This is a genomic window from Pantoea sp. RIT-PI-b (assembly GCF_001187905.1).
Taxonomy (GTDB): Bacteria; Pseudomonadota; Gammaproteobacteria; order Enterobacterales; family Enterobacteriaceae; genus Pantoea; species Pantoea nemavictus.
Window position 1 is genome coordinate 44349 of sequence record NZ_LGIS01000033.1, and the last position, 22260, is coordinate 66608.

15 protein-coding genes and 1 pseudogene are annotated in these 22260 nt (G+C 54.8%); all 16 read right to left on the reverse strand.

Going from position 1 to position 22260, the window contains the following annotated elements:
• Positions 1–375: 375 nt before the first annotated feature.
• Entirely contained in the window at positions 376–2349 is a 1974-nt protein-coding gene (locus tag AC790_RS21230; RefSeq protein WP_049853077.1) for a hypothetical protein, read from the reverse strand.
• The gene (locus tag AC790_RS21235) at positions 2346–3110 is read right to left on the reverse strand and encodes a hypothetical protein (protein WP_235440756.1); all 765 of its coding nucleotides are present in this window, start codon (positions 3108–3110) and stop codon (positions 2346–2348) included. Before AC790_RS21235 ends, AC790_RS21230 begins: the two co-directional genes overlap by 4 nt.
• 32 nt (positions 3111–3142) lie before the next feature.
• Positions 3143–4414 (reverse strand): annotated as a pseudogene (locus AC790_RS21240) (DUF2345 domain-containing protein); the annotation flags it as partial.
• A gap of 549 nt (positions 4415–4963) precedes the next feature.
• Entirely contained in the window at positions 4964–6895 is a 1932-nt protein-coding gene (locus AC790_RS21245) for a DUF3274 domain-containing protein (protein ID WP_049853079.1), read from the reverse strand.
• Positions 6885–7934, reverse strand: a complete 1050-nt coding sequence (locus AC790_RS21250) for a hypothetical protein (protein WP_049853080.1) — start codon at positions 7932–7934, stop codon at positions 6885–6887. Before AC790_RS21250 ends, AC790_RS21245 begins: the two co-directional genes overlap by 11 nt.
• Position 7935: 1 nt before the next feature.
• Entirely contained in the window at positions 7936–10431 is a 2496-nt protein-coding gene (locus AC790_RS21255; protein ID WP_049853081.1) for a type VI secretion system Vgr family protein, read from the reverse strand.
• Positions 10432–10474: 43 nt separating this feature from the next.
• On the reverse strand, positions 10475–13075 hold the full coding sequence (gene tssH, locus AC790_RS21260; RefSeq protein WP_049853082.1) for a type VI secretion system ATPase TssH: 2601 nt from the start codon (positions 13073–13075) through the stop codon (positions 10475–10477).
• A 331-nt stretch (positions 13076–13406) separates the two neighbouring features.
• Positions 13407–13898, reverse strand: coding sequence for a type VI secretion system effector Hcp (hcp, locus tag AC790_RS21265; RefSeq protein ID WP_049853083.1), 492 nt, complete (start codon positions 13896–13898; stop codon positions 13407–13409).
• A gap of 4 nt (positions 13899–13902) precedes the next feature.
• Positions 13903–15600: an OmpA family protein gene (locus AC790_RS21270; RefSeq protein ID WP_049853084.1), complete on the reverse strand. Its 1698-nt coding sequence runs from the start codon at positions 15598–15600 to the stop codon at positions 13903–13905.
• Positions 15597–16271 carry a type VI secretion system protein TssL, short form gene (tssL, locus tag AC790_RS21275; RefSeq protein ID WP_049853085.1) on the reverse strand — a complete coding sequence of 225 codons (675 nt, stop codon included), beginning with the start codon at positions 16269–16271 and terminating at the stop codon, positions 15597–15599. The genes AC790_RS21270 and tssL overlap by 4 nt, the downstream gene beginning before the upstream one ends.
• Positions 16268–17608 (reverse strand): type VI secretion system baseplate subunit TssK, encoded by a 1341-nt coding sequence (tssK, locus tag AC790_RS21280; protein ID WP_049853086.1) that lies wholly within the window; start codon positions 17606–17608, stop codon positions 16268–16270. Before tssK ends, tssL begins: the two co-directional genes overlap by 4 nt.
• Positions 17609–17622: 14 nt before the next feature.
• On the reverse strand, positions 17623–19170 hold the full coding sequence (tssC, locus tag AC790_RS21285) for a type VI secretion system contractile sheath large subunit (RefSeq protein ID WP_049853087.1): 1548 nt from the start codon (positions 19168–19170) through the stop codon (positions 17623–17625).
• A 29-nt stretch (positions 19171–19199) separates the two neighbouring features.
• Positions 19200–19697 carry a type VI secretion system contractile sheath small subunit gene (gene tssB / locus AC790_RS21290; RefSeq protein WP_049853088.1) on the reverse strand — a complete coding sequence of 166 codons (498 nt, stop codon included), beginning with the start codon at positions 19695–19697 and terminating at the stop codon, positions 19200–19202.
• Between the two features lie 363 nt (positions 19698–20060).
• Positions 20061–20837, reverse strand: coding sequence for an ABC transporter ATP-binding protein (locus AC790_RS21295; protein WP_049853089.1), 777 nt, complete (start codon positions 20835–20837; stop codon positions 20061–20063).
• Positions 20834–21520: an ABC transporter permease gene (locus AC790_RS21300; RefSeq protein ID WP_049853090.1), complete on the reverse strand. Its 687-nt coding sequence runs from the start codon at positions 21518–21520 to the stop codon at positions 20834–20836. Before AC790_RS21300 ends, AC790_RS21295 begins: the two co-directional genes overlap by 4 nt.
• 9 nt (positions 21521–21529) lie before the next feature.
• The gene (locus AC790_RS21305) at positions 21530–22249 is read right to left on the reverse strand and encodes an ABC transporter permease (RefSeq protein WP_049853091.1); all 720 of its coding nucleotides are present in this window, start codon (positions 22247–22249) and stop codon (positions 21530–21532) included.
• Positions 22250–22260: the final 11 nt, after the last annotated feature.

The window sequence follows — 22260 nt, forward strand, 5'->3', positions numbered from 1 at the left end:
TTACTGAACGGAGGGAGGAATGACTAATTTAATAAAACTGGCCATGCGAGATTATTAAGTATCATTTAAAATCACCTAAACTAACGAAGCACAAGTAAACCTTTAATCCCAAATGAGCTATCTAATTATCGAAACACCATAATATTCGAGGGAGCTAAAAATAAAGAAAGAAAAAACAACTGACAAAAACCACATCATTACAACATTGAAATAACTCTTTTCATAAAAAAACCAATATATCAACGTAATGATACAGCCAGATAAAATTGCGTATAAAAACATTACCAGATAAATAAATCCAAGCATCCCCTCTCCATAAAACTAGCTGGCTTTAAAGTTGATTTTGATAACGTACAATATATGACATCTGCTTTGTTACTGTTCACGCTGACGAATTTTCACATTTATCTTCTCGATTTCGGCCTGAGCTTCGGCTCGCTTTTCCAACGAATCAAACGGCGTATCACGGCGAATAATCGACGGCATCGGCGGGATAGTGAGCTTTCCGTGAAGATAATATTCATCGCTCTCCAGCCAGTCAGCCTGATGGCGAAGTTCAGCCAGCGAAGCTCTGTCCCAGGAGTGCCAGCAGAACCCTATCGGCAGATCATAGGCCACCACACGTTGCATAAATTTCTCACTCATGGGTAATGAACTGTGGTCAGTCGGCCGCAGCACGTAGGCGTGCACTTCTTCCTTCATCTCTTTGTATGACTGTCTCTCATACAACACCCGCTGGTCTTTGGAACCCGGCCCGGGTTGGTAATAAGAGGATGACGGTTTACGCTGCATTTTCTGGTCAAAGTATCCATACAGGGAGATGTAGTAGCGGTAATCAGCATCAATAGGTACTCCCCTCTCAGGATCTATCTGCCCATATCCATAGCCGGTATCGCCGCTCTGTTTCTCAATGCTTCGATAGTCTTGGTCAAAATCTTTTAACTCTGCAGCCGATAGCGGTTCTGGCACCGCTGGCGCATTGATATTCAGCCTTTGCGCTGGATCGGGGGTGGGCCAGGTCAGTTTCTGCAACATAGTCGTCGTGCTGTCCCAGAACGGCTTACCGTCTCCCAGACTTCCGAAATGCGTTGCCGGATCAGGCCTGTCACCGCTTGAGGTATTACGCGCCAGCATGCGGACATACAGGGCCTTGCCCGCCTGTGCAAATAAGGGATGGGATGCGCTGTAACCACTTTCACGGGTGTTAGGCAATCCCTGCCAGCCGATACTGCGCAGCGGCGAAGATCCCATCACCCGGTCATGTGGGTTGCAGTAGATATAGGTATTGCCATGATTATCGCGTTCGGAAAGGCCATTAAGTGTTTTACCGAGAGGTGTCCAGCTCTCTCCATCGCTGCACACGCCAGCCAGCAGATTACCGGTATTTTGCTGCTGCAGCCGGCGTTTGTTCTCCGCCACTTTCTTCACGATATCGGCGAAGGTCGCTTCACGGGCCTGTGGCGTAATAATCTCGTTCAAAGGATAAGAAATGTAGGTGGTCATTTCATTATCCAGCGCATAAGGAGAATTCATTACAAAGAGCGCATCCGGTGCTTCGATAGCCGCCGCTGCTAACGCCACCATGGTGCCCTGACTGTGCGATAATACGGTTACGGTGTCTTCCGGATGTTTATCCCGGATGGTTTTTATCAGTTTCGCTAAGCGCCCGGCGGCATGTGCATAGTAGTGGCGCGGCGGTGCTTTTGTCAGTAAACGGTCCCGTTCGCCGTTCATCAGTTGGGTGCTGAAGGGGATCGGCAGGCCCATCACAGAAGGCCAGTTATTAAACCCTTTATCGCTCCATAAGCTGACCAGCTGATTACAACCATTCTGAAACGGTCCACCGCCCCAGAAAAAAGGCCCACTGTTTTTTCTTTCTTCAGGAGTGAGCTCGTAATAACTGTCGCCATTTATATTTTTAAGCGGGATGGCATACTTGCCCTCTTCACCCTCTGCAGCACGATAGCCCCAATAAAAACGGATTACGGGTGAGCGACCTTCTTCTGTTATTTTTCGTGGCGGAGTAATCCATTCCTTTGCATTTTCGGTACTCCAGCCTGCTTTTGTATATTCATTAGCTATAAGATGACACCCACTATTCTTCTTAAGTCCAAGCCTTTCATTTAATCCTTCACATAGTGATTTCTCTGCATTGTTATACCACTCACCCTCAGAGTTCACTCCATGAACAAAAATAATTAGTCCCGGCAGCTGAAGTGGTGGCTGAACTTCTGCATTTACATTAATATTTTTATAAGATGTCATCGAATGATCAAAGGGAGTTCCATTGTCTGTTTTTTGTACTATTACCTTGCGAGTTAGCGAAGGGTTTTTAATATCTCCATTCATAATTTTTTTCTCAACGGCTGAACCGGCTCCAAATTTTTGTCACACACCAACCTCATTTGTTTTACCTTTGAAATATCGTCCATGGGTAGCTCTTTCTGGTAAACCGGTCCTGTAGCACCTGGATAACCATTCCTTTTACTAGCTTCTTCATCAGGATCAAATATCCACTTCCAGGTTCTACCATCTTCTTGATATCTTTCATGACCTTTAAAGTCGATCATATAAAAACCCTGATTTGTCACTAACATATCGTAATCAGCAGTATCCTCATTAGGATCTTGCGTATTTGAGCCATATGTCACTGAACGCCTTGTTTTTCCGCCATCAACACTCACTGAAATAATATTCAGGCACCCTTTATCAGAACCCAGGCACGCGGCCTTGTTATCATTCAGGGTCAGAGGAAATGCCAGATAATCATCGCGCGTTGAAAGCCAGAACAATCGGCCTTTAAATAAGTAGCCTGATGAGGGAGAAATCTGTACGTGAATATCTTTTTCTTTATTATTGTAAAAAGTCTTCCCATTCTCACAGCGGGTATAATCTTCCAGAGTGAAGTAGCGGTTATCATCAATCCGATAGATAATCTGCGGGGGTCCGTAAACAGGCGGCGGCGCATTTTTATTTTTTTCAGTCATTACCGTTTCATGCAGTGAGCCCGCACCAAAGCCGTAAGCCGCACCTTCCGTAACGCAGCCTGTCAATAGAGGTATGGCTGTAAGGCAGGATAACAAAAACACCATTTTAGTTAGATTGTTCACAGATATTATTCCTTGTTTATATGAACCCAATATCAGGACTTTTTGAGCACAATTTTCAACCCATCGATTGTTTCAGACTCCAGTAGTGAAGAGTGCCCGTTTGCATCCGTAACTCCGCTAATGACCTTTCCGTCAGGCAGATGTATTTCATAATTTTGATTTGCTAACGCTTTACCTGATAGCGGATGGGTAATAATAAATTTTTCATTAAAACTCCCCGGCTCAAATGACTTCATTACGCTCTGCATGCTGGCCGGCCCCGCCTTACTGATACCCGCATTTTTAACCAGCAGCTTACCCGGTCCGCCAATCTCCACGTGGCCGCCTTTCAGCTTTATATAACCGCCGCCGCAAATCAGCGTCAGCTCATCCTGCGCCGTCACGACCAGCTTCCTGCCGCTCGAAATATGCGTGTCCTCCGTTGACCAGGTCGTCACGTTTCCGCCCTGCGCCTGCACGTCGATATCGCCCCGGGAAGTAAACAGCTTCGCGCCCTCTCGGCTGTACAGGCTGATTTGTTTGCCTGCCGCCACGGTAAGGTCCTTCTGCGCGCCGAGGTCCATCTGCTTTGCGGCAGTCAGCATCAGGTTATCCTGCGCCGACAGCTGCACATCCCCGCCGCTCACCAGCGCCACGCCCTGCGGCGCGCTCCCCACCAGCACCTCCTGCTGCATGTCTTCTATCTTTTTCTGCAGCAGCGCCTGCTGCGCGCAGGCCGCCAGCGACCGCATTTCAGCCAGCGCGGCGGACAGACGCGACAGCACCGGCTGCATCTCCTTCTGCTTACCGCGCGCCGCCGCCTGCCCGTCCGCGCTGATAAACAGCCCTTTGCTGGCGCGGATGGCGCCCCAGCTGTCAGTGCGCAGCTCAAAACCTTCGCCGCGCGGCTGGCGTTCACCGTCCACGAGATGTCCGAGATTCAGCTGGCTCTTGCCGCCGTACTCGGTGCTGAGTTTGATGTGCTCCTGGCCGCGCGTGTCGTCGAGTCGCAGCTTGTTGTTAGCTGGCGTGCGCAGCACGTTGCGCTTGTAGTTACGGATGGTGACGTGGTCGGCGCGTGATGAGTCGTGCAGCACCCCGGCGATGTACGGACGATCCGGGTTGCCGTGCTCGAAGCCAATCGCCACCTCGGTGCCGGCCAGCAGCGGCAGGTGCAGGCCATAGGTGTCGCCGGTAAACGGGCGCGCCTGGCGCACCCACAGGCTTTCGAAGCCGCTTTCTCAGCCCGCGCGGTCAAACAGCATATTGACGCGATAGCGCCCGTCGCGGTCAATGTGCCCGTAGGTATCGTTGGTGGTGGTGCTGCAAAATCATCTGGCTCAGCACCGGCAGGGTCTACTATGATGTGCATGGTCGCGCAGGATCGTTAATTTATCTATCACACAATATATTTAATAACTCAGGTTGGAGAGTAAACGATCATAACTAATAAAGATTAGTAGCTCAACATCACCTCAAAGTAATAACAAGCTAATTTAACATAAGCCATATTAATTGACAGGTAAGAGTCATATCATTTAGACAAATGAATCTCACCCCTGTAATGGCGGACATCAGTTGAATTTAATTAACGCATGTGAATTGAGCTTATCGTTCATTTTGTAGCACTCGAACTTTCTCTTGTCTATTTCTACACCCTAAAGAGATTCCGTAAATATCTCGAATGGAATAGAAGGAATGTTTAATTTTCCTGTTTCGAAATAAGAATCATAGCCCTTTGACCAGTTAGCCCTATCCCGAAAATTTATCATGAAACTCTTATTCCAAGTCGTAGTAGGTAATACAGATGTAACTTTTCTGCCATGAGGAGTAGAATCCCCCATAACAACCGCGTATTATTCAATTATTATTATCTATGCTTTATTTACGGATCTATAGGCCGGTAACTTCATTTGATTTCTATTAAAATCATCTATAACAGTATCTCTGCTAATTAAATCGGGTTCAGGCACTTTGTCGGGCATTCCACTGAAAAGATAAGGATCCTCACCCTGTACCCAATCCGCTTTTCGCCGTAAATCGGCCATAAATGCCTTATCCCAGGTAGCATCGCAATACCCAATAGGTAAATCATACGCCACTACTTGAGACATGAAGTCTGCGTTCATTGGCAAAGTGCTATGATCAGTTGGCTGGGAGACATAAGATCTTAAGCGAAGATCTTTTTCTTCAAATGTTTCCTTACGGGTCACAGGTACCATTCGGGGCTCAGATTCAGTTCCCACATTTTTAAATCCAATCACAATATCCTGATTGGGATATAGATTGATGTAATTATCATAGGTATTGTCGTTTTTATAAACTGCCCCTTTTTTTGTTTCACCCCACCCATCTTTTTGCTCTTGGTCATGCTCTGCTCCAACGCGTGATACATCAAAACCAGCTAATTTTGCAGCATCAATAGGTTCAGGTACCTTTTCGGCATTAATAAAAACCGTTTGCCATTCTGGAGGCTCCGGATAGGTGAAATTACTGCTTTGATATTTGTCGCCTTTATCATCCCAGAAAGGTTTTCCATCCGGCAGTTTTGCAAAAGGCGTAACGGGATTTGGAGCTTCACCACATGGACTACTGCGAGCCAGCATCCGCTGAAATAAATTTCCCTGATGCTTTTTCAGCAGAGGATGAATCTGTCCCTGAGAATTATTGGGTAATCCCTGCCAGCCAATTGAGCGTAGCGGGCGTGACCCCATAACACGGTCATGAGGACAAAAATAGATATATGTACGCCCATGATTATCACGTTCGGCAAGACTGGCGCTATTTTCACCAGCAAGAGAGACATCAGGTCGCCAACTCTTTTTATCTGCAGTCTGACCTACGCAAAGCCCCTCATAGCCAAGCGATGACAGGTGATTCTTTCTGGAAGCAACCTTGTCAACGATCGCAGATAATGTGCTCTGCCGCCCCTCAGGAGAAATACACTCTTCAGCAGGAAGCGAGGCACCATTGAGATCGTTGTGATCCAGTGCATAAGGGGAATTAAGTACAAACAGTGCATCAGGTGCTTGCCCAGCAATCGCGACCGCAGCCATTGCCACCATCGTTCCCTGACTATGCGAGATAATGGTAACCGTATCTTTGGGATACTTATTACGAATGCTATCAATCAGATCGGCAAGACGTTTAGCTGCATGGGCATAGTATTTTCGCGGTGGTGCATTGGTTAAAAGGCGATCTTTATCTTCGTTAGCCCATTGAACTTTAAAGCCTGCAACACTCTCTTTAAATCCTTTATCACTCCAGAGTGAGTGTAGATTATTTGTACCGTTCTGGAACGGTCCGCCGCCCCAAAAAAATGGTCCCTGAGCCAGAATATTTTCATGAGACACACCTTGCCTTTTTAGCTGATGATAATCAATACCTTCCTTATTGGCTAAAGGTATAACATATTTATCTTCATTATCTTTAGGTGAGGAATACCCCCAATAGAATCTAATCACTGGAGAATTTGATTCTTTTGTGTTTGGCTCATCTCTTTCAACTAATGGTGTTGTTAAAACTTCAGAATCGCTTTTGTATTTATTTTTAATCAAAAGGTATGGTTTTTCAAGACCAAGCCGTTTGTTTAAGCCCGAACATAGGTTTTCTTCAGCGTTCTCAAACCATTCCCCCGTTGAATTAACCCCATGGACTAATATAATAATCCCTGGTAAATGAGGAGGCAAATTACACCCAGCTCTAACCTGACAATTCTTATGTGAAGGAAATGAGATCCAGGAAGGATGCCCATTGTCATCTAACTTACACTCAAGCTCACGAATAGGCTCTTTGCTATTGCTCATTATTAACCACCTCCCTTTTGCCACTTTTTGATGTATAGGTTATAGTTTTGGCTCTAATTTCATTATTACATTGATAAGTACCATCACTACTTTCATTAGATAACTGAGGAAACTCAATTCTATTTTTATAAACATCTCTTTTCATTTTAATAGCTATATCAGACAACTCATATGCCATTCTATTAGCCTCGTTATGCGATTTAGGTGGAATAGATTTCCTTGCATAGTCAAATATATCAAAGCGCGAATTATAATCTTTAGCGTATGGTATTTTCATTCGAGATACTTCGTTTTTTATCCGTTTTTCTACTTCATTATCCATATCATCAAATACATTTATTAACTTACTACTATTGCTATCAAATCGAATTTTATTCACACTAAAAAGACCATCAGTATATCCATCATTATAAATTGGTACTTTCTCAGACTCATCCCTTAAGTAAACCCCATCATTAGCCACTACAACTTTAAGCTGACTAAAACGTTCCGGTGTGCTGTAATCCTCAGCTACGATTTTATATATAAAGGTTTTGCCATAATCTGCTGAAAAGAAGAAAAATACAGGACAACCTCGCTCTGACCTTCCGCTACCACAATACTGATCGGTGGATGCTCCAGGAAATGCCAGATACCCATTATCCGCGCCATTAACAATGATACCCTGATATGCTGCCATGCTATTCCCAAGACGATATGAGAAGTCATTTAAATCGACATCCCATCCAAGGTGCGTTTTTATTCCCCGTCGCGTGTCATTGTAGTAAACTTGCCCCCCCTTATCACAGGATATATAATTCTCTAACGTCAGGTATCGATTATTATCTATGCGATAAATAATTTGAGCCGGAGCATCCGTTTCAACTTTTCGTGACTCTTCAACCTCTTGAGCACCACTCATCCCACCCAGCCCTACCCCAAAACTGGCCCCCATTGATACACCGGCTAAAAACTGAAGCCCCTTATACAGGGCATACAGGAGCACACCAATAATGGCTATAATTGTGAGGACTTTTCTATCTGACTGATTCCATCTCATATTAATTTGCCTTAACCAAGCTGATAATCATATTGTCGATAACATCAGATGAATTGAGTGATGTTGCTCCAGAAGCATCTGTAATACCGGAAACGACAGAACCATTTGGCATAGTGATTTTGTACGCCTTACCAGGTATAGGTTCTTTTGTTAGCGCATTTCTGATAACAAACTTTTCATCAAATGTTGATGGCTCAAACGACTTCATTACGCTCTGCATATTCGCCGTACCCGCCTTACTGATGCCCGCGTTTTTAACCAGCAGCTTGCCCGGTCCGCCAATCTCCACGTGGCCGCCTTTCAGCTTTATATAACCGCCGCCGCAAATCAGCGTCAGCTCATCCTGCGCCGTCACGACCAGCTTCCTGCCGCTCGAAATATGCGTGTCCTCCGTTGACCAGGTCGTCACGTTTCCGCCCTGCGCCTGCACGTCGATATCGCCCCGGGAAGTGAACAGCTTCGCGCCCCCGCGGCTGTACAGGCTGATTTGTTTGCCTGCCGCCACGGTAAGGTCCTTCTGCGCGCCGAGGTCCATCTGCTTTGCGGCAGTCAGTATCAGGTTATCCTGCGCCGACAGCTGCATATCCCCGCCGCTCACCAGCGCCACGCCCTGCGGCGCGCTCCCCACCAGCACCTCCTGCTGCATGTCTTCTATCTTTTTCTGCAGCAGCGCCTGCTGACGCACCACGTCCGCCGCCAGCGCCTGCGCCTGCTGCGCGCTGGCCGCCAGCGACCGCATTTCAGCCAACGCGGCGGACAGACGCGACAGCACCGGCTGCATCTCCTTCTGCTTACCCCGCGCACCTGCCTGCCCGTCCGCGCTGATAAACAGCCCTTTGCTGGCGCGGATGGCGCCCCAGCTGTCGGTGCGCAGCTCGAAGCCCTCGCCGCGAGCCTGGCCTTCGCCGTCCACCAGATGTCCGAGATTCAGCTGGCTCTTGCCGCCGTACTCGGTGCTGAGCTTGATGTGCTCCTGGCCGCGCGTGTCATCGAGGCGCAGCTTGTTGTTGGCTGGCGTGCGCAGCACGTTGCGCTTGTAGTTGCGGATGGTGACGTGGTCGGCGCGCGATGAGTCGTGCAGCACCCCGGCGATGTACGGGCGGTCCGGGTTGCCGTGCTCGAAGCCAATCGCCACCTCGGTGCCCGCCAGCAGCGGCAGGTGCAGGCCATAGGTGTCGCCGGCAAACGGGCGCGCCTGGCGCACCCACAGGCTTTCATGCCCGCTTTCCCAGCCCGCGCGGTCAAACAGCATATTGACGCGATAGCGCCCGTCGCGGTCAATGTGCCCGTAGGGGTCGTTGGGGGTGGTGCTGGTGATGCGCGCCGGTAAGGTGCCCGCCATCACCGGGTGCGGTGCGGGTTCCGGTCGGTAGCTGTAGCGGCCTTCCGCCGGAAGGCCCCGGAAGGCGGTTTCCATGCTGCTGTCGCGCGCCGCGCGGCAGACCAGCGAGGTGATAACCACGCCGCTACGAAACACCTCCGCCGCGTTGCTGCCGCTGGCGCGCAACACCACGCCGGGCATCAGCGTCGCGCTGCTGGATTTGGCGCTCAGCTGCGCCTGCCCGTTGAGATAGCGCTCGTGGCGCAGCCGGGCGTAGAACGCGCCGCTTTCGGTTGCAGGCGTTGCGCTGTAAACCTCGCCCGCCTGCAGGTAGTTATCCGCCCAGTGATAGGCTTCGCCGTAAGTGGTGTCGTCGCCGCCGGTGACATCGGCCTGCGCGTTCATGTCGGCGCTGGCGTCGCGGTAGTTGTAGTCGCGGGTGCTAACGGTTTTCTCCACCACCCGGAAGCGGCTCTCCATCGCCCACACCGATTCTACGCCGCTGTCGTGCAGGCCGGACGGCGGCACGGCGGGCAGCGTCAGGCCGGTCACGTAGCCTTGCGGGCCGTCGTAAAACTCCACCACGTCGATGTTGAGGCGCGTGTCGGTGGTGAAGCGGAACCAGATGCCGACCTCCGCCAGCAGGCGCGAGATGAAGCGCAGGTCGTCCTCGTCAAACTGCATCACCTGCTCGCGCTTCGGGTAGTCGCGGCTGAGGTTAAATACAAAGTCCTGCCCGCGCATGCCGTGGCGGGCGCGCAGGATGGCTTCGACAATCTGCGGCACCGACATGTCCTGCCAGATGGCGTTCTGACGGGTGCGGGCAAGCAGCGCCAGCCGCGGCTGCAGCGTGATGGCGTAACGCGCTTCGTCGGCCGAGACCCCGAGCGCATCAAAGCCGGTGACCACGCCCTGCACCACGCGTAGCGGCGCGGCTTTGTGCAGCAGCTCGCTAAGGCTCTGCGAGGAAGGCAGCAGCGTCAGCGACGCCGGTTTCCGCAGCATCGCTTCGCGGCTGATGTGCTTGTCAGTGCTGGTGAAGATGATGTTCCAGCTGAACGGCGCGCTCAGTGCCTCCGTGCCTTCGAAGCTCAGCACGTCCAGCGGTGATGTGCTGTCGGTGACCTTCAGCAGATGATGGCTGTGGCTGAAGGTGATAATGGCCGTATCTGTCATGGTGAAATCCTTTTGTTGCCGCGTACAGAAAACCGTCGTTCACTCAGAACGTAAAGGTCACATCGCCTTCTTCACTGGTGTCCAGCGTCAGGCTGTCGCTTAAGGTGCCGCTGGCGCGGCGCTGCAAAATCATCTGGCTCAGCACCGGCAGGATTTGCTGATTGAGCAGGCTGTCGACGTTGCGCGCGCCGGTGTCTGGTAGGAGGCAGGCGTCGGTGAGCATGTCGTACAGACCTTCGCCGATGGTGGTGCGGATGCCATAATGGCGTTGCAGCCGCTGGCTGACCTGCTTCAGCTTCATTTCCACGATGATGCGCATTGCGTCGCGCGCCAGCGGACGGTAAATCACCGTCTGGAAGCGCGCCAGCAGCGCGGGCTGGAAGTGGTCGCGCAGTATCGGGCGCAGGCACTCCTGCAGGTCGGATTCGGTGGCGTCCGGCGTTTCGTCCAGCAGTTGCATCAGATGGTCGCTGCCGAGGTTCGAGGTCATTAGGATTACCGTGTTGCGGAAGTCGATTTCGCGCCCTTCGCCGTCGCGCATAAAGCCACGGTCAAACACCTGATAAAACAGGTTGATGACGTCGCGGTGCGCTTTTTCCACTTCGTCGAGCAGCACCACGCTGTACGGGCGCTTGCGCACCGCTTCGGTGAGGATGCCGCCCTGGCCGTAGCCAACGTAGCCCGGCGGCGAGCCTTTCAGCTGGGAAACGGTGTGCGCTTCCTGGTATTCGCTGAGGTTGATGGTGATTAACGACTTCTCGCCGCCGTACAGCAAATCGGCCAGCGCCAGCGCGGTTTCGGTTTTGCCGGTGCCGCTGGTGCCGACCAGCAGGAACACGCCCTGCGGGCCGTTTTCCGAAGTGAGGCCGGTTTTGGCGGCGCGCAGGCGCTGGGCGATGGCGCTGAGTGCGGCGTCCTGACCGACCACACGCGTGGCGAGCAGGCTTTCCAGCGTCAGCAGCTCCGCCTGCTCGTCCTTCATTAATGAAGAGAGCGGTACGCCGGTCCAGTCGGCAATCACGCCCGCCACGATGCGCGCGTCGACGTCAGCGGTCAGCAGCGGCTCGCCGGGCTGCAGCGCGTCGAGGTCGGTCTGGAGCTGTGCGATGGCGCTGCGCTGGCTGGCGTCTTTGCGCCCTTCCAGCAGCTGCTGCATCAGCGACTGCACAATGCCGTAGCGCTGCTCCAGCACCTCCAGCTCTTCATCGGTTACCGTAATCAGGGCGACGATTTCGGCAAGCCGCTCCTGCGGGATGGCGCCGCCGAGCGCTTCATCGTCAAGGATGGCGCGCTGCTCAATGTTCAGCGCATCAAGTTTCGCCCTTAAGCGGGTAATGGCCTCCGGCGTGGTGTCCTGGCTCATGCGCACGCGCGCGGCGGCGGTGTCGAGAAGGTCAACCGCCTTGTCCGGCAGCTGGCGTCCGGTGAGGTAGCGGCGCGACAGCGTGACGGCGGCGCGCACCGCCGCATCGGTGATGTGCACGCCGTGATGTTCGGCGTAGCGGGATTTGAGTCCGCGCAGCATCAGGCACGCGGTGTCGTCGTCCGGCTCATCAACTTTGACCATCTGGAAACGGCGCTCCAGCGCGGCGTCCTTCTCGAAATACTGTTTGTATTCGCTCCAGGTGGTGGCCGCGATGGTACGCAGCTCGCCGCGCGCCAGCGCCGGCTTCAGCAGGTTGGCCGCGTCCGCGCCGCCCGCTGCATTGCCCGCGCCGATGATGGTGTGCGCCTCGTCGATAAACAGCAGCACAGGATGCGGTGCGCTCTGCACCTCGGTGATGATGTTTTTCAGGCGCTGCTCGAACTCGCCCTTCACCCCCGCGCCGGCCTGCAGCATACCGAGATCCAGCGTATGCACGCTGACCGGCTTGAGGCTGTCCGGCACGTTACCTTCAACAATGCGCAGCGCCAGCCCTTCCACCAGCGCGGTTTTACCCACGCCCGGCTCGCCGACCAGAATCGGGTTGTTTTTGCGGCGACGCGACAGGATATCGACCATCTGGCGGATTTCGTTGTCGCGGCCAAATACCGGGTCGATTTTGCCGCTGCGCGCGTCAGCGGTGACGTCGCGGGTGAAGCGTGCAAGGGCTTCGGTGATTGGGGTTTCGGTTTCACGTGCCGCGGTTTGTTCGAGGCTGCTGACGGGCATCTCCAGCTGTTCCGCTTCCGCACGCTCATCGGACTGCGCTTCCAGCATCGGCTGTAAACGCTCAAGCTGGCTCATGCGTAGACTGAGCAGCGGCCACAGCCCTTCGCAGCGCACCAGCGACGGCTGTTCGGCCAGCGCCATCAGCAGATGGATGCTGCGGATTTGTGGGGCGTTATCGGAAGCCGACGCCATCAGCCACGCCTGCTTCAGCAATGCTTCGAGCGAAGCGGAGAGCAGCGGACGCCCGCGAACCGCGCGCGGCTGACGGTCGAGAAACACCAGTAAATCCTGCCAAATGGTGTCCATATCCCACTCGTAGCGTCGCGCGATGACGGTGATGTCACCCTCGCCCTGCTCCAGTAGTTTGAGCAGCCAGTGTTCCGGCTGGATTTCGGTGTGTGCGCGGGTCTGGCACAGCGACGCGGCAGCCTCCAGCGCCTGCGCACAGAACGGGTTAAGACGACGCAGCAAGGCGGCTGACTGACTATCCATAGCAAAGTTCTCCTGGTTGGGGGCACGCTACCGCCCCTCGCCGTGAACCGAAGCGCATAAGGTCAGCAGGTCTGATGTGGAAATGACTTGTGGTTTCACCCGTCGAAGATGAAATCACCAGGCATCTGGCGTGGTGGGTATTAAGGTCGCCATAAATGGCGACCCTACGATCCGGCGGGTGTAAAAATCTCCGCCCGGCGGAGGGATTACGCTAAATAGTTCGTGTCGCAGGAAGGCGGCAAGCGAGTGCAGCCCCGGGAGCTTACATAAGTAAGTGACCGGGGTGCGCGAGCGCAGCCAACGCACCTGCGGCGCGAAATATGACGCGTAATCAGGCGGTGGCGCGTTCGTTCCACGAATCCGAGTGAATAATGTTGCCGTCTTTATAGGTCCAGGTGATTTTTTCGTAGCGCAGCTCAATCTGCTCCAGATGGTTGTGCTTCTCTTTCGACGGGTCTTTGACGTCATGCATGATCGGATTGACCTTCACCACCTTCACGTTCTCCAGCTTAGTGTTGAAGTACTCCACTTCCTGACCGGCATCGCTGATGCGGTACCATTTGAACTCCGCCGACTTCAGCGTCTGGCCGGTGGTGACCGCTTTATAGAGATACGGGCTGGATGAGTCGATTTCCTTGGTGAACAGGAACGGCGTGTGAATGCGCGTGCCGGTCAGCTTGCCGGTGTTGTTGTCGGTCGGGATGTACAGGTTGTGCTGTTGCGCCACCACCTCAATGCTGCCCTCACGGTCCTGCACGTCCACCGATCCCTTGATGTCCGCACCGCCGTCGTCCTTCAGCCACAGATAAACCGGAATTGCCATGTTGTTACTCCTTTTCTTCATGATTGCCGTCACCATCCTGTGATGACGGAGGGATTGCGTCCGCTGCCTGGCAGGCGTCGGCCTGCGGCACCAGACTGATTTCAACGCGCCGGTTGGCCGCGCGGCCTTCGGTGGTATCGTTGGACGCCATTGGGCGACTCTGGCCAAAGCCCTGCACCGCGAAACAGCTTTCATCCACATCACCGGTATCACGCATCCAGTCGCGTACCGCTTCCGCGCGCTTCAGCGACAGACGCTGATTCAGCGCCGGATTGCCGGTATCGTCGGTATAACCCGCGACCACAATCAGCCAGCCCGCGCGCGCTTTGATGTTGACCAGCGCGTTCACCATCACTTTGGTCGAGTCCGTTTTCAGATCGGATTTGCCGGAATCGAACAGCGACATCGCATCCAGACGCACCAGCGTCGGCTGCGGTTTGGGCTTCGGTGCCGGTTTAGGTTCAGGCTTAGGTTCAGGAACCCATGAACTGATAGCGTGCAGCACCGGCAGACGCAGATGACCGCCCTGATACAGTCCCAGCCCCAGGCGCAGCGGCACGCCCTGACGCGCATAGTTATCAAGCTGGCTGGCGTCCTCGCGCAGCACCTGCACAGCAGCAAGCTTCGGCGCGTAATCCGTCACAGCAATGCGGTGGTAGTGTTCGAGGTCGAATACAATGCGCCGGATCAGCGACTGGTTATTCCAGGCCACCGCACAGAGTGCAATGACAGCGGCAACGGCGAAGGCCGTGATCGCCCTGTGCAACGCACGGATGACTGGCGTCACGCCACGGCCTTCTGGAAGCAGCGGAAGGATAAAGTCAGGCAGGATGACGGCTGTATTCGCTGCGGCACCGGCGCTGCGGATGGTGGTGTGCTGCCACAGCCAGGCGCACCACAGAGAGTCATTGCCAGTGCCAGGTGTAGCGGGTTGCAGCTGCAACACATATGCGGCGGGTATCACGGCGGCGACATCACTGTGTGCCTCCGACAGCACGCGCAGCACATGCTGGCGCGTCCACGCATCCAGCGAGTTGAGCAGGACCTGCTGCTGCATCGCCACGCTGCCACCCGACTGCAGCCATTCGCTGGTGCCACGCGGCGCGGCGTCATCCAGCCAGATTTGTGGGCTGTTTCCCGCCAGCTGCACCTGCCAAAGCGGTGCAGCACACTGCGTCGTCTCGCCGGCAACACCGACATTAAGCAGTAGCGGCAGGGACTGGCGGGTTTCACGGCGCAGCAGCGCGATTTGCCAGCGCAGAGCAAACAGCGCATTTTCCAGCACTGCGCTGTCCTGCTGTTGCTGTGGACTGATAATGAGGCAGATGGAAATCTGGCGGCCCCAGTCAGGGCGTTGCTGCAGCAGCTGGCGCACGCTGTGTTGCAGTTCGCTGCTGTCTTTCACGCGAATAAAACAACCCTGCGGCAGCACGCGTACCGCTTCCTCGTCCGACAGGCCACTTGCATCGCAGCACAGCACCACCGGCTGCCGATAAGCTGCATCGGGTAAATCAGTCCATTCCTGACTCACTACCTGCCTGCGGCGGCGCAGCACTCTGAACGTTACCGTGCCAGCAACCAGCAGTATCGCCAGCAGCACGAGAAAATCGCTGCTGCGCGCAAAGCTTAGAAACTGCGTGCACAACACCGCTGCAAGCAGCCAGATCCAGAGCACCAGCAGGCGGGGAAGCAGCGGCTTCATCCTTTAACTCCGGGCAGCAGCGTCGTGATGAGGTGATCGAGCCAGTGATTCAGTCCCCACCATAGCGCGGCCAGCAGCAGCGCGGTCAGGCCAAGACGTGCGGGCCAGCTACTGAGCCAGCCCGCGCGCAGCCCACCGCTTGCCAGCGATAACAACGGCGCATCCGCCGCTCGCATGAAAGGGGGGACGCGTTTAGTCAGCGCGCTCATCAGTTGCTGGCGTGCGGGCGTATCAGCAGACACATAACCGCCAAGAAATCCCAGCATCATCACGCGATGAAAGCAGGTCAGCACCCTCTCGTCGGCTTCCGGCTGTGCGAGAACCTGCTGCATGCGATCGCACAGTGTTTCACCCGCGTCCATGGTTTGCAAAAAATGGCCCTGCAGCGGCATGTGATACCACTGCAGGCAGGCATCATCCTGCACGCCGCGCCCTTTCACCGCCTCATCCAGCAGTGCGCACTGCGCCAGCAGAATGTCCTGACAGCTCTCGCGGCTGACGCCCGCGTCACGCAGCCCCAGCTGCACCCGCTCCGCATCAGCGACGCAGCGCTGCCACAGCGCCAGCCCTTCACCGTCGGCAAATTCCGGGCCGTGTCGCAGGCTGATCACCTGCAGCCAGGTGTTTTGCAGCAGCGCATCAATATCGATATTTTTTGCTTCAGCACTCATGATCTCAGCACCGCGAAGAGTTCCAGTTCCGGGTCACCCAGCGTGCCGGGGACATAAAACATGCAGCTGGCGCTCTCGAGCATGGCGCGTGCCGCCGGATGCGACAGATCCAGTGAGAAATACTGGTTCTCCAGTCGCAGCGGAATGGCGGCCGGCACGTGGCTGAGCGGTTTCAGTGGAATACCCAGCTGTGAGCTGTTGACCAGCGCTGTTACGTTATCCGGACTGCCCACTTTGCACTGGCGCGGGAACTGCTCTTGAAGTTGAGCCACCGGCAGCGGCGAGCGCACCGACAGGTAGAAATCCGCTTCCTCGCGCAGGCGTGGATCGTTGAGACGTGCCTGCCACTGGCGCAGCCGGCGATCGTGAGTCATCTCTATCGCCACCATGCGCGAAGGCAGACTCGCCTCCAGCAGCGTGCCGAGCAGGCTGAACAGCGGCGGGAACACCTCATTCAAATTGTCATGGTGGTAAGCCGGGATAGCGCTCACCTGATGCTCCAGCGAGAACGTCAGCAAACTGCCCGCCAGCCTTGCCAGCTCCGGATAAAGCCGTTCCGGCGGGCTTTGCGGATGGCGCAGAAAATCAGCCAGCAGCGGTTCGGCACTGTTGAGCGCGTTGAGCAGCCAGAACAGCGACACGTCAGCGACGGCGAAATCGGCCATGCGCTGGTTGCTTTCGCGGCGCATCGCCATCAGACGCACCAGCCGTGCACGCAGCTGCGTCACCAGTTGTTCAAGTGCCGTCATCAGCCACGGGCTGGATTGCAGGGTCAGCAGCGGCGGCAGGAACTGGCTGTCCAGCGCCCAGCTGCCCTGCGCATCCTGCTGCAGACGCGCCACCGCACAGGTCAGCCAGTCGCTATTGTCCTGATGTGCATAACGCAGCGTCAGTTCAGGATGCAATACCGCAACCTGCCGGATGTCATCCCCGAACAGGTTGCGGATATCGCGCCAGCGCTGGCGGAATCGCACCGGGCGCTCGGCCACGTCGCTCTCCTGCAGGCAGTTGCCGCCGTTGGCATAGAGCTGCGGCAGCGCCAGAACAACCGTCACTTCCTTCTGCTCCGCCTCAAGCGTCAGCGTCGGTGGCAGCGGATCGGCGTTGTGCGTATCCACCAGCGTGCCGTCGCGAAAGCGCAGATGCAGATGGCGCGGCTTAAGCCGGCCAAGCTTCAGCGCTTCCGGCTCAAACTCAACCTGAAATACGCCCCACGGCTGATTAAGCCCCATGCGCGCAATGCACTCGCTTTGCCACGCCTGCCAGGCGGACTGCTGCTGAAAGTGCTGGGGCGAAATCATGGTGCCCCGGCCCCAAAGTGGTTGTTCTGTTTTCATCCCTGAGTTCCGCCTTACGCTTTAGCTTTTGGCATCTGAGAAACCAGCGACAGGTTCACGTCCATGCCTTCCACCTGGAAGTGCGGAATGGCGAACAGCTTGACGCGGAAGAAGCCCGGGTTGTCTTCGATATCTTCCACCAGCACTTTGGCATCGCGCAGCGGATGTGAAGACTGCAGCTCATCGCCGGGATCGGTCATCTCGGTCACCAGCGTGCGCACCCAGGTGTTCAGCTCCAGCTCCAGCAGGCGGCGATCCTTGGTGGTGCCGATGTTTTCGCGCTGGATCAGCTTCAGGTAATGCGCGATGCGCGACAGCAGGAAGATATACGGCAGACGCGCATTGATGCGGCTGTTTGCGGTGGCATCCGCGGTATCGTACAGCGCCGGTTTCTGCGTCGAGTTAGCCGAGAAGAAGCAGGCGTAATCGCGGTTCTTGTAGTAAGAAAGCGGGATGAAGCCGAGGTTGGCGAACTCAAACTCACGGGTTTCCGGGATCATCACCTCAGACGGGATTTTCACCTGGTTGCCGGTGCCGAGATCGTAGAGATGGATCGGCAGATCCTGCACCGCACCGCCCGCTTGCGGGCCGCGAATTTGCACGCACCAGCCGTTGCTGATGAAGCTCTGCACCATATTGGCAGCAAAAGCGAACGAGGCGTTGGTCCACAGATATTTGTCGTGGTCCGGGCCTTTCACCTCTTCAACGTAGTTGAAGCTGCGCACCGGCACGGTGTCCGGGCCGTACGGCAGACGACCAAGCACGCGCGGCATGGTCAGGCCGATGTAGCGTGAGTCGTCGGTGTCGCGGAATGATTTCCACTTGATGTATTCAGCGCGGTCAAAGTAGTTGCCGATGTCTTTGATCGCCGCCACCTCTTCCATCGAATCTTTCAGGAAGAACTGCGGGCCAACCGAACCGATAAACGGCATGTGCGCCGAAGCGGCGACTTTGGACAGGTTACGCAGCAGCGCCACGTCCTGCGCCGAGGCATCGAACTCGTAAGCAGAGATCACCGCACCAATCGGCTCACCGCCCGGCGTGTCGTATTCCGCAACATAAGTTTGCAGGTAAAGGCCGCTCTGGATAATTTCCGGCGCGTCTTCAAAGTCCTGACGCAAATCGTCTTTCGACACGTCCAGCACTTCGATTTTCACGTTCTGGCGGAAGTCAGTTTTATCCACCAGCGACTTCAGGCCGCGCCACGCCGATTCCACCTTCTGGAATTCGTCGTGGTGCATTACCGCGTCCAGCTGACGGCTAATCTGGCGATCCAGCTCGGCGATGTGATGATCCAGCAGGTTTTTATCCAGCTTTTCCACTTTCGCGCCGCTGATTTTCAGACGCGTCAGGAAAACCTGCATCGCCGCGGTGACGCGCTCGTCAGCGGTGGCATCCGACATCGCCTGGTTGTCCTGCCAGACATTCAGGTCACTCAATTCTGACACCGGATTGAGGTTAATTTTTTCAAACAGCGACGCATAGACGCCGCCCGCCGCAGGGCGATCCAACACGGTGGTTGCGCCATTGGCATGGGTTTCATTCTGAACTGACATCAGCATTCTCTCTCAATAGTCCGTTACGGGGATGTTTAGGCTTGATCGGTGGCTAACGCAGACAGTTCGCTGCGCAGTTCGTCGCTGAGGGCGGGATCTTTCAGGATAACTTCCAGCTCCTTGCGGAAGGTGACGTTATCGAGCAGGTTGGATTTGAGGTCGCGCAGCAGATTGCGCATCGCCAGCATGGCGCGCAGCTGGGGGATTTGGCGCGCAACCTGCTCCGGCTCAAAGTCTTTCATGTCGCGGAAGTTAAGCGCCACGTTCTCTTCGCTGCCGTCGCCGGCCAGCGTATTCGGCACGGCAAAGGAGACGGCAGGCGCGATATCGGCCAGCACGCTGTTGAAGTTGTTTTTGTTAACGTTGATTTTTTCGCGTTCAGACAGCGGGCGATCTTCTGCGCCGTTACTGAAATCGCCGGTCACCAGCAGCTTAAGCGGCAGCTCGGTTTTTTTGGCTGCGCCACCGGTGTGCAGGTCGAGCTTCAAATTTATACGGGCTTTAGGGATTTCATTCTGATAAGAGTTGCTCATGTTTACTCCTTGTAAAAATGGCGTGGAAAGCACGCGTAGGCACACTTCCCCTGTGTGTTACCGCGTGAATATATAACTGAATAATTTGGAAGGCAATAAAGCGGAGCGATGATTTTCATCTGATTTTTATAGGAAAATTCTTGCTTCCTAGGTTAAATCATTGATTGACGCTGGAAGTACACCTAAGATTAATCTCAATGTAATTTTTTTAAATCACGTTGATTTAATACAAGCGATACTTTTACTCGAATAAATAATTCAATTTCGCTAATTATTATTGAATTGAGAGGGGTGAGGCTTGTCAGTTGCGGAAAAGAGCACCAGCTCAGTTGAAAGCTGGTGCAAAGGGGAGTTATCGGCAGGTTAACTGTTGCGCTGTAAGTGACTGCTTACAAATGCGCGGCAGCGCGGGGAGATGGGATCGCTAAATACCTGCTGCGGCGAACCGGCTTCCTCAATCTTGCCCTGATGCAGGAACACCGCTTTGTTCGACACATCGCGCGCGAAGCCCATTTCATGCGTCACAATAATCATGGTGCGCCCCTCTTCGGCCAGGCTACGAATCACGCGCAGCACTTCACCTACCAGCTCAGGATCCAGCGCCGACGTTGGCTCATCGAACAGAATCGCTTTCGGCTGTTGCGCCAGCGCTCGAGCAATCGCGACGCGTTGCTGCTGGCCACCAGAAAGTTGCGACGGCCAGGCATTGCGCTTTTCGTACAAACCTACCTTATGCAGCAGCGCCTCAGCCTCTTCTATCGCCTCTTTACTGCTGCGCTTTTGCACATGTACCGGCGCTTCGATGATGTTCTGCAATACCGTTTTGTGTGGCCATAGGTTGAAGCTCTGGAAGACAAAACCCAGCTGCATGCGCATCAACTTGATACGACGCTGCTGTTCGCGGCTGAGCTTCTCATCGGGATTATCGATAGTGACCACTTCGTCGCCCACCACAATTTCGCCGCCCTGCGGTACTTCCAAAAACGGAATGCAGCGCAACAGGGTACTTTTGCCTGAACCGCTGGCACCAATCAGCGAAATCACGTCGCCATCCTGCGCCGTCAGGCTGATGTCGTGCAGCACTTCGTGCCCGCTATAACTTTTTCTGAGATGGCTCAGGGCAATAGTGGGTTTACTCATGGACGTGCTCCAACGTGATAAGGGGACAAACGGCGCTCCAGCAGCGCCACCGCTTTACTCACCAGCACGGTCAGTAGCAGATAGATAATTGCCGCGCTGATAAACACCTCCAGCGCGCGGAACGTCTCAGAGACGATCGAGTCGGCAATGCCGGTCATCTCCATCAGGCTGATGGTGCTCACCAGCGAGGTTGATTTGATCATCGAGATAATTTCATTGCTGTAAGCCGGCAGCGCCTGACGCACCGCCAGCGGCAGCGTGATGCGCCGGAGTACAGTAAAGCGCGACATGCCGCTCACTTTGGCCGCTTCCAGCGACTGCACGCTCACCGCATTGAGGCCGCCGCGCAATATCTCCGAGGTATAGGCCGCATCGTTAAGCACTAGCGCAATCAAACCGCACCAGTACGGATCGCGCAGCAGCGGCCACAGCACGCTTTCGCGCACCGCCGGCAAGCTGCCAAGGCCGTAATAGATCATGAAGATCTGTATTAGCAGCGGCGTGCCGCGAAATACCCAAACGTAGAAACGCGTGACATAACTGCCAAGCCGATGCTGCCGCAGCAAATTCAGCAGCAGCGCCAATACGCCACCGCCCAATAGCGACAGTAGCGCCAGGTTGAGCGTCAGCGGCAGGCCGCGCAGTAAAGCAGCTAAGGTGTGCTGCAGGAAAGTGACGTCCATCGTGGCTCCTTACAACCGCGCGCGTTGTTGCCCGCGCATGGCCACTTTTTCCACATAGCGGAAAACAAAATCGGAACAGGTGGTGATGATCAGATAGATCACCGCGCCAACGCTGTAGAAGAAAAACGGCATCTGCGTGGAGTTCGAAGCAGTGGAGATCTGGTTCATGGTTTCCACCAAACCGGTCACTGAAACCAGCGCCGACTCCTTGATCACCGATTGCCACTGATTGCCCATGCCCGGCAGCGCGGTTTTCAATGCCTGCGGCACAATCATGCGGCGGAACAGCATCAGACGTCCCATCCCGGTCACCGTGGCGGCTTCCAGCGTCCCTTTCGGAATCGCGTAAAATGCCCCACGGAACACGCTACTTTGATAGGCGCCAGAGATCAGGCCGATGGCGATCGCGCCGGCGACAAAGCCGTTTACATCGAACGGGCCTTGCAGGCCAAGGCTTTCTCCCACAAACGACACCATCTGACGACCACCAAAATAGAACAGATAGATCACCAGCAGCTCCGGCACGCCACGAAATAGCGTGATGTAGCCGTTGGCGAGGCGCTGTTGCCAGCGCGCACCGCCAATCTGCATCCAGCACAATAGGCTGCCGAGGATTGCCCCGAGCAGCCACGCACATAACGAAACGGTGACGGTCACCGTGGCGGCGTTAAGCAACACGCCGCCCCAACCTTCGTCACCAAAACCTAAAATTTGCCAATCAATAGCCATAAGCGCCTGGA

Coding starts and splice junctions, on each gene's coding strand:
- AC790_RS21230 (WP_049853077.1), bottom strand. CDS start 2,349: ATGAATGGAGATATTAAAAACCCTTCGCTAACTCGCAAGGTAATAGTA.
- AC790_RS21245 (WP_049853079.1), bottom strand. CDS start 6,895: ATGAGCAATAGCAAAGAGCCTATTCGTGAGCTTGAGTGTAAGTTAGAT.
- AC790_RS21250 (WP_049853080.1), bottom strand. CDS start 7,934: ATGAGATGGAATCAGTCAGATAGAAAAGTCCTCACAATTATAGCCATT.
- AC790_RS21255 (WP_049853081.1), bottom strand. CDS start 10,431: ATGACAGATACGGCCATTATCACCTTCAGCCACAGCCATCATCTGCTG.
- tssH (WP_049853082.1), bottom strand. CDS start 13,075: ATGGATAGTCAGTCAGCCGCCTTGCTGCGTCGTCTTAACCCGTTCTGT.
- hcp (WP_049853083.1), bottom strand. CDS start 13,898: ATGGCAATTCCGGTTTATCTGTGGCTGAAGGACGACGGCGGTGCGGAC.
- AC790_RS21270 (WP_049853084.1), bottom strand. CDS start 15,600: ATGAAGCCGCTGCTTCCCCGCCTGCTGGTGCTCTGGATCTGGCTGCTT.
- tssL (WP_049853085.1), bottom strand. CDS start 16,271: ATGAGTGCTGAAGCAAAAAATATCGATATTGATGCGCTGCTGCAAAAC.
- tssK (WP_049853086.1), bottom strand. CDS start 17,608: ATGAAAACAGAACAACCACTTTGGGGCCGGGGCACCATGATTTCGCCC.
- tssC (WP_049853087.1), bottom strand. CDS start 19,170: ATGCTGATGTCAGTTCAGAATGAAACCCATGCCAATGGCGCAACCACC.
- tssB (WP_049853088.1), bottom strand. CDS start 19,697: ATGAGCAACTCTTATCAGAATGAAATCCCTAAAGCCCGTATAAATTTG.
- AC790_RS21295 (WP_049853089.1), bottom strand. CDS start 20,837: ATGAGTAAACCCACTATTGCCCTGAGCCATCTCAGAAAAAGTTATAGC.
- AC790_RS21300 (WP_049853090.1), bottom strand. CDS start 21,520: ATGGACGTCACTTTCCTGCAGCACACCTTAGCTGCTTTACTGCGCGGC.
- AC790_RS21305 (WP_049853091.1), bottom strand. CDS start 22,249: ATGGCTATTGATTGGCAAATTTTAGGTTTTGGTGACGAAGGTTGGGGC.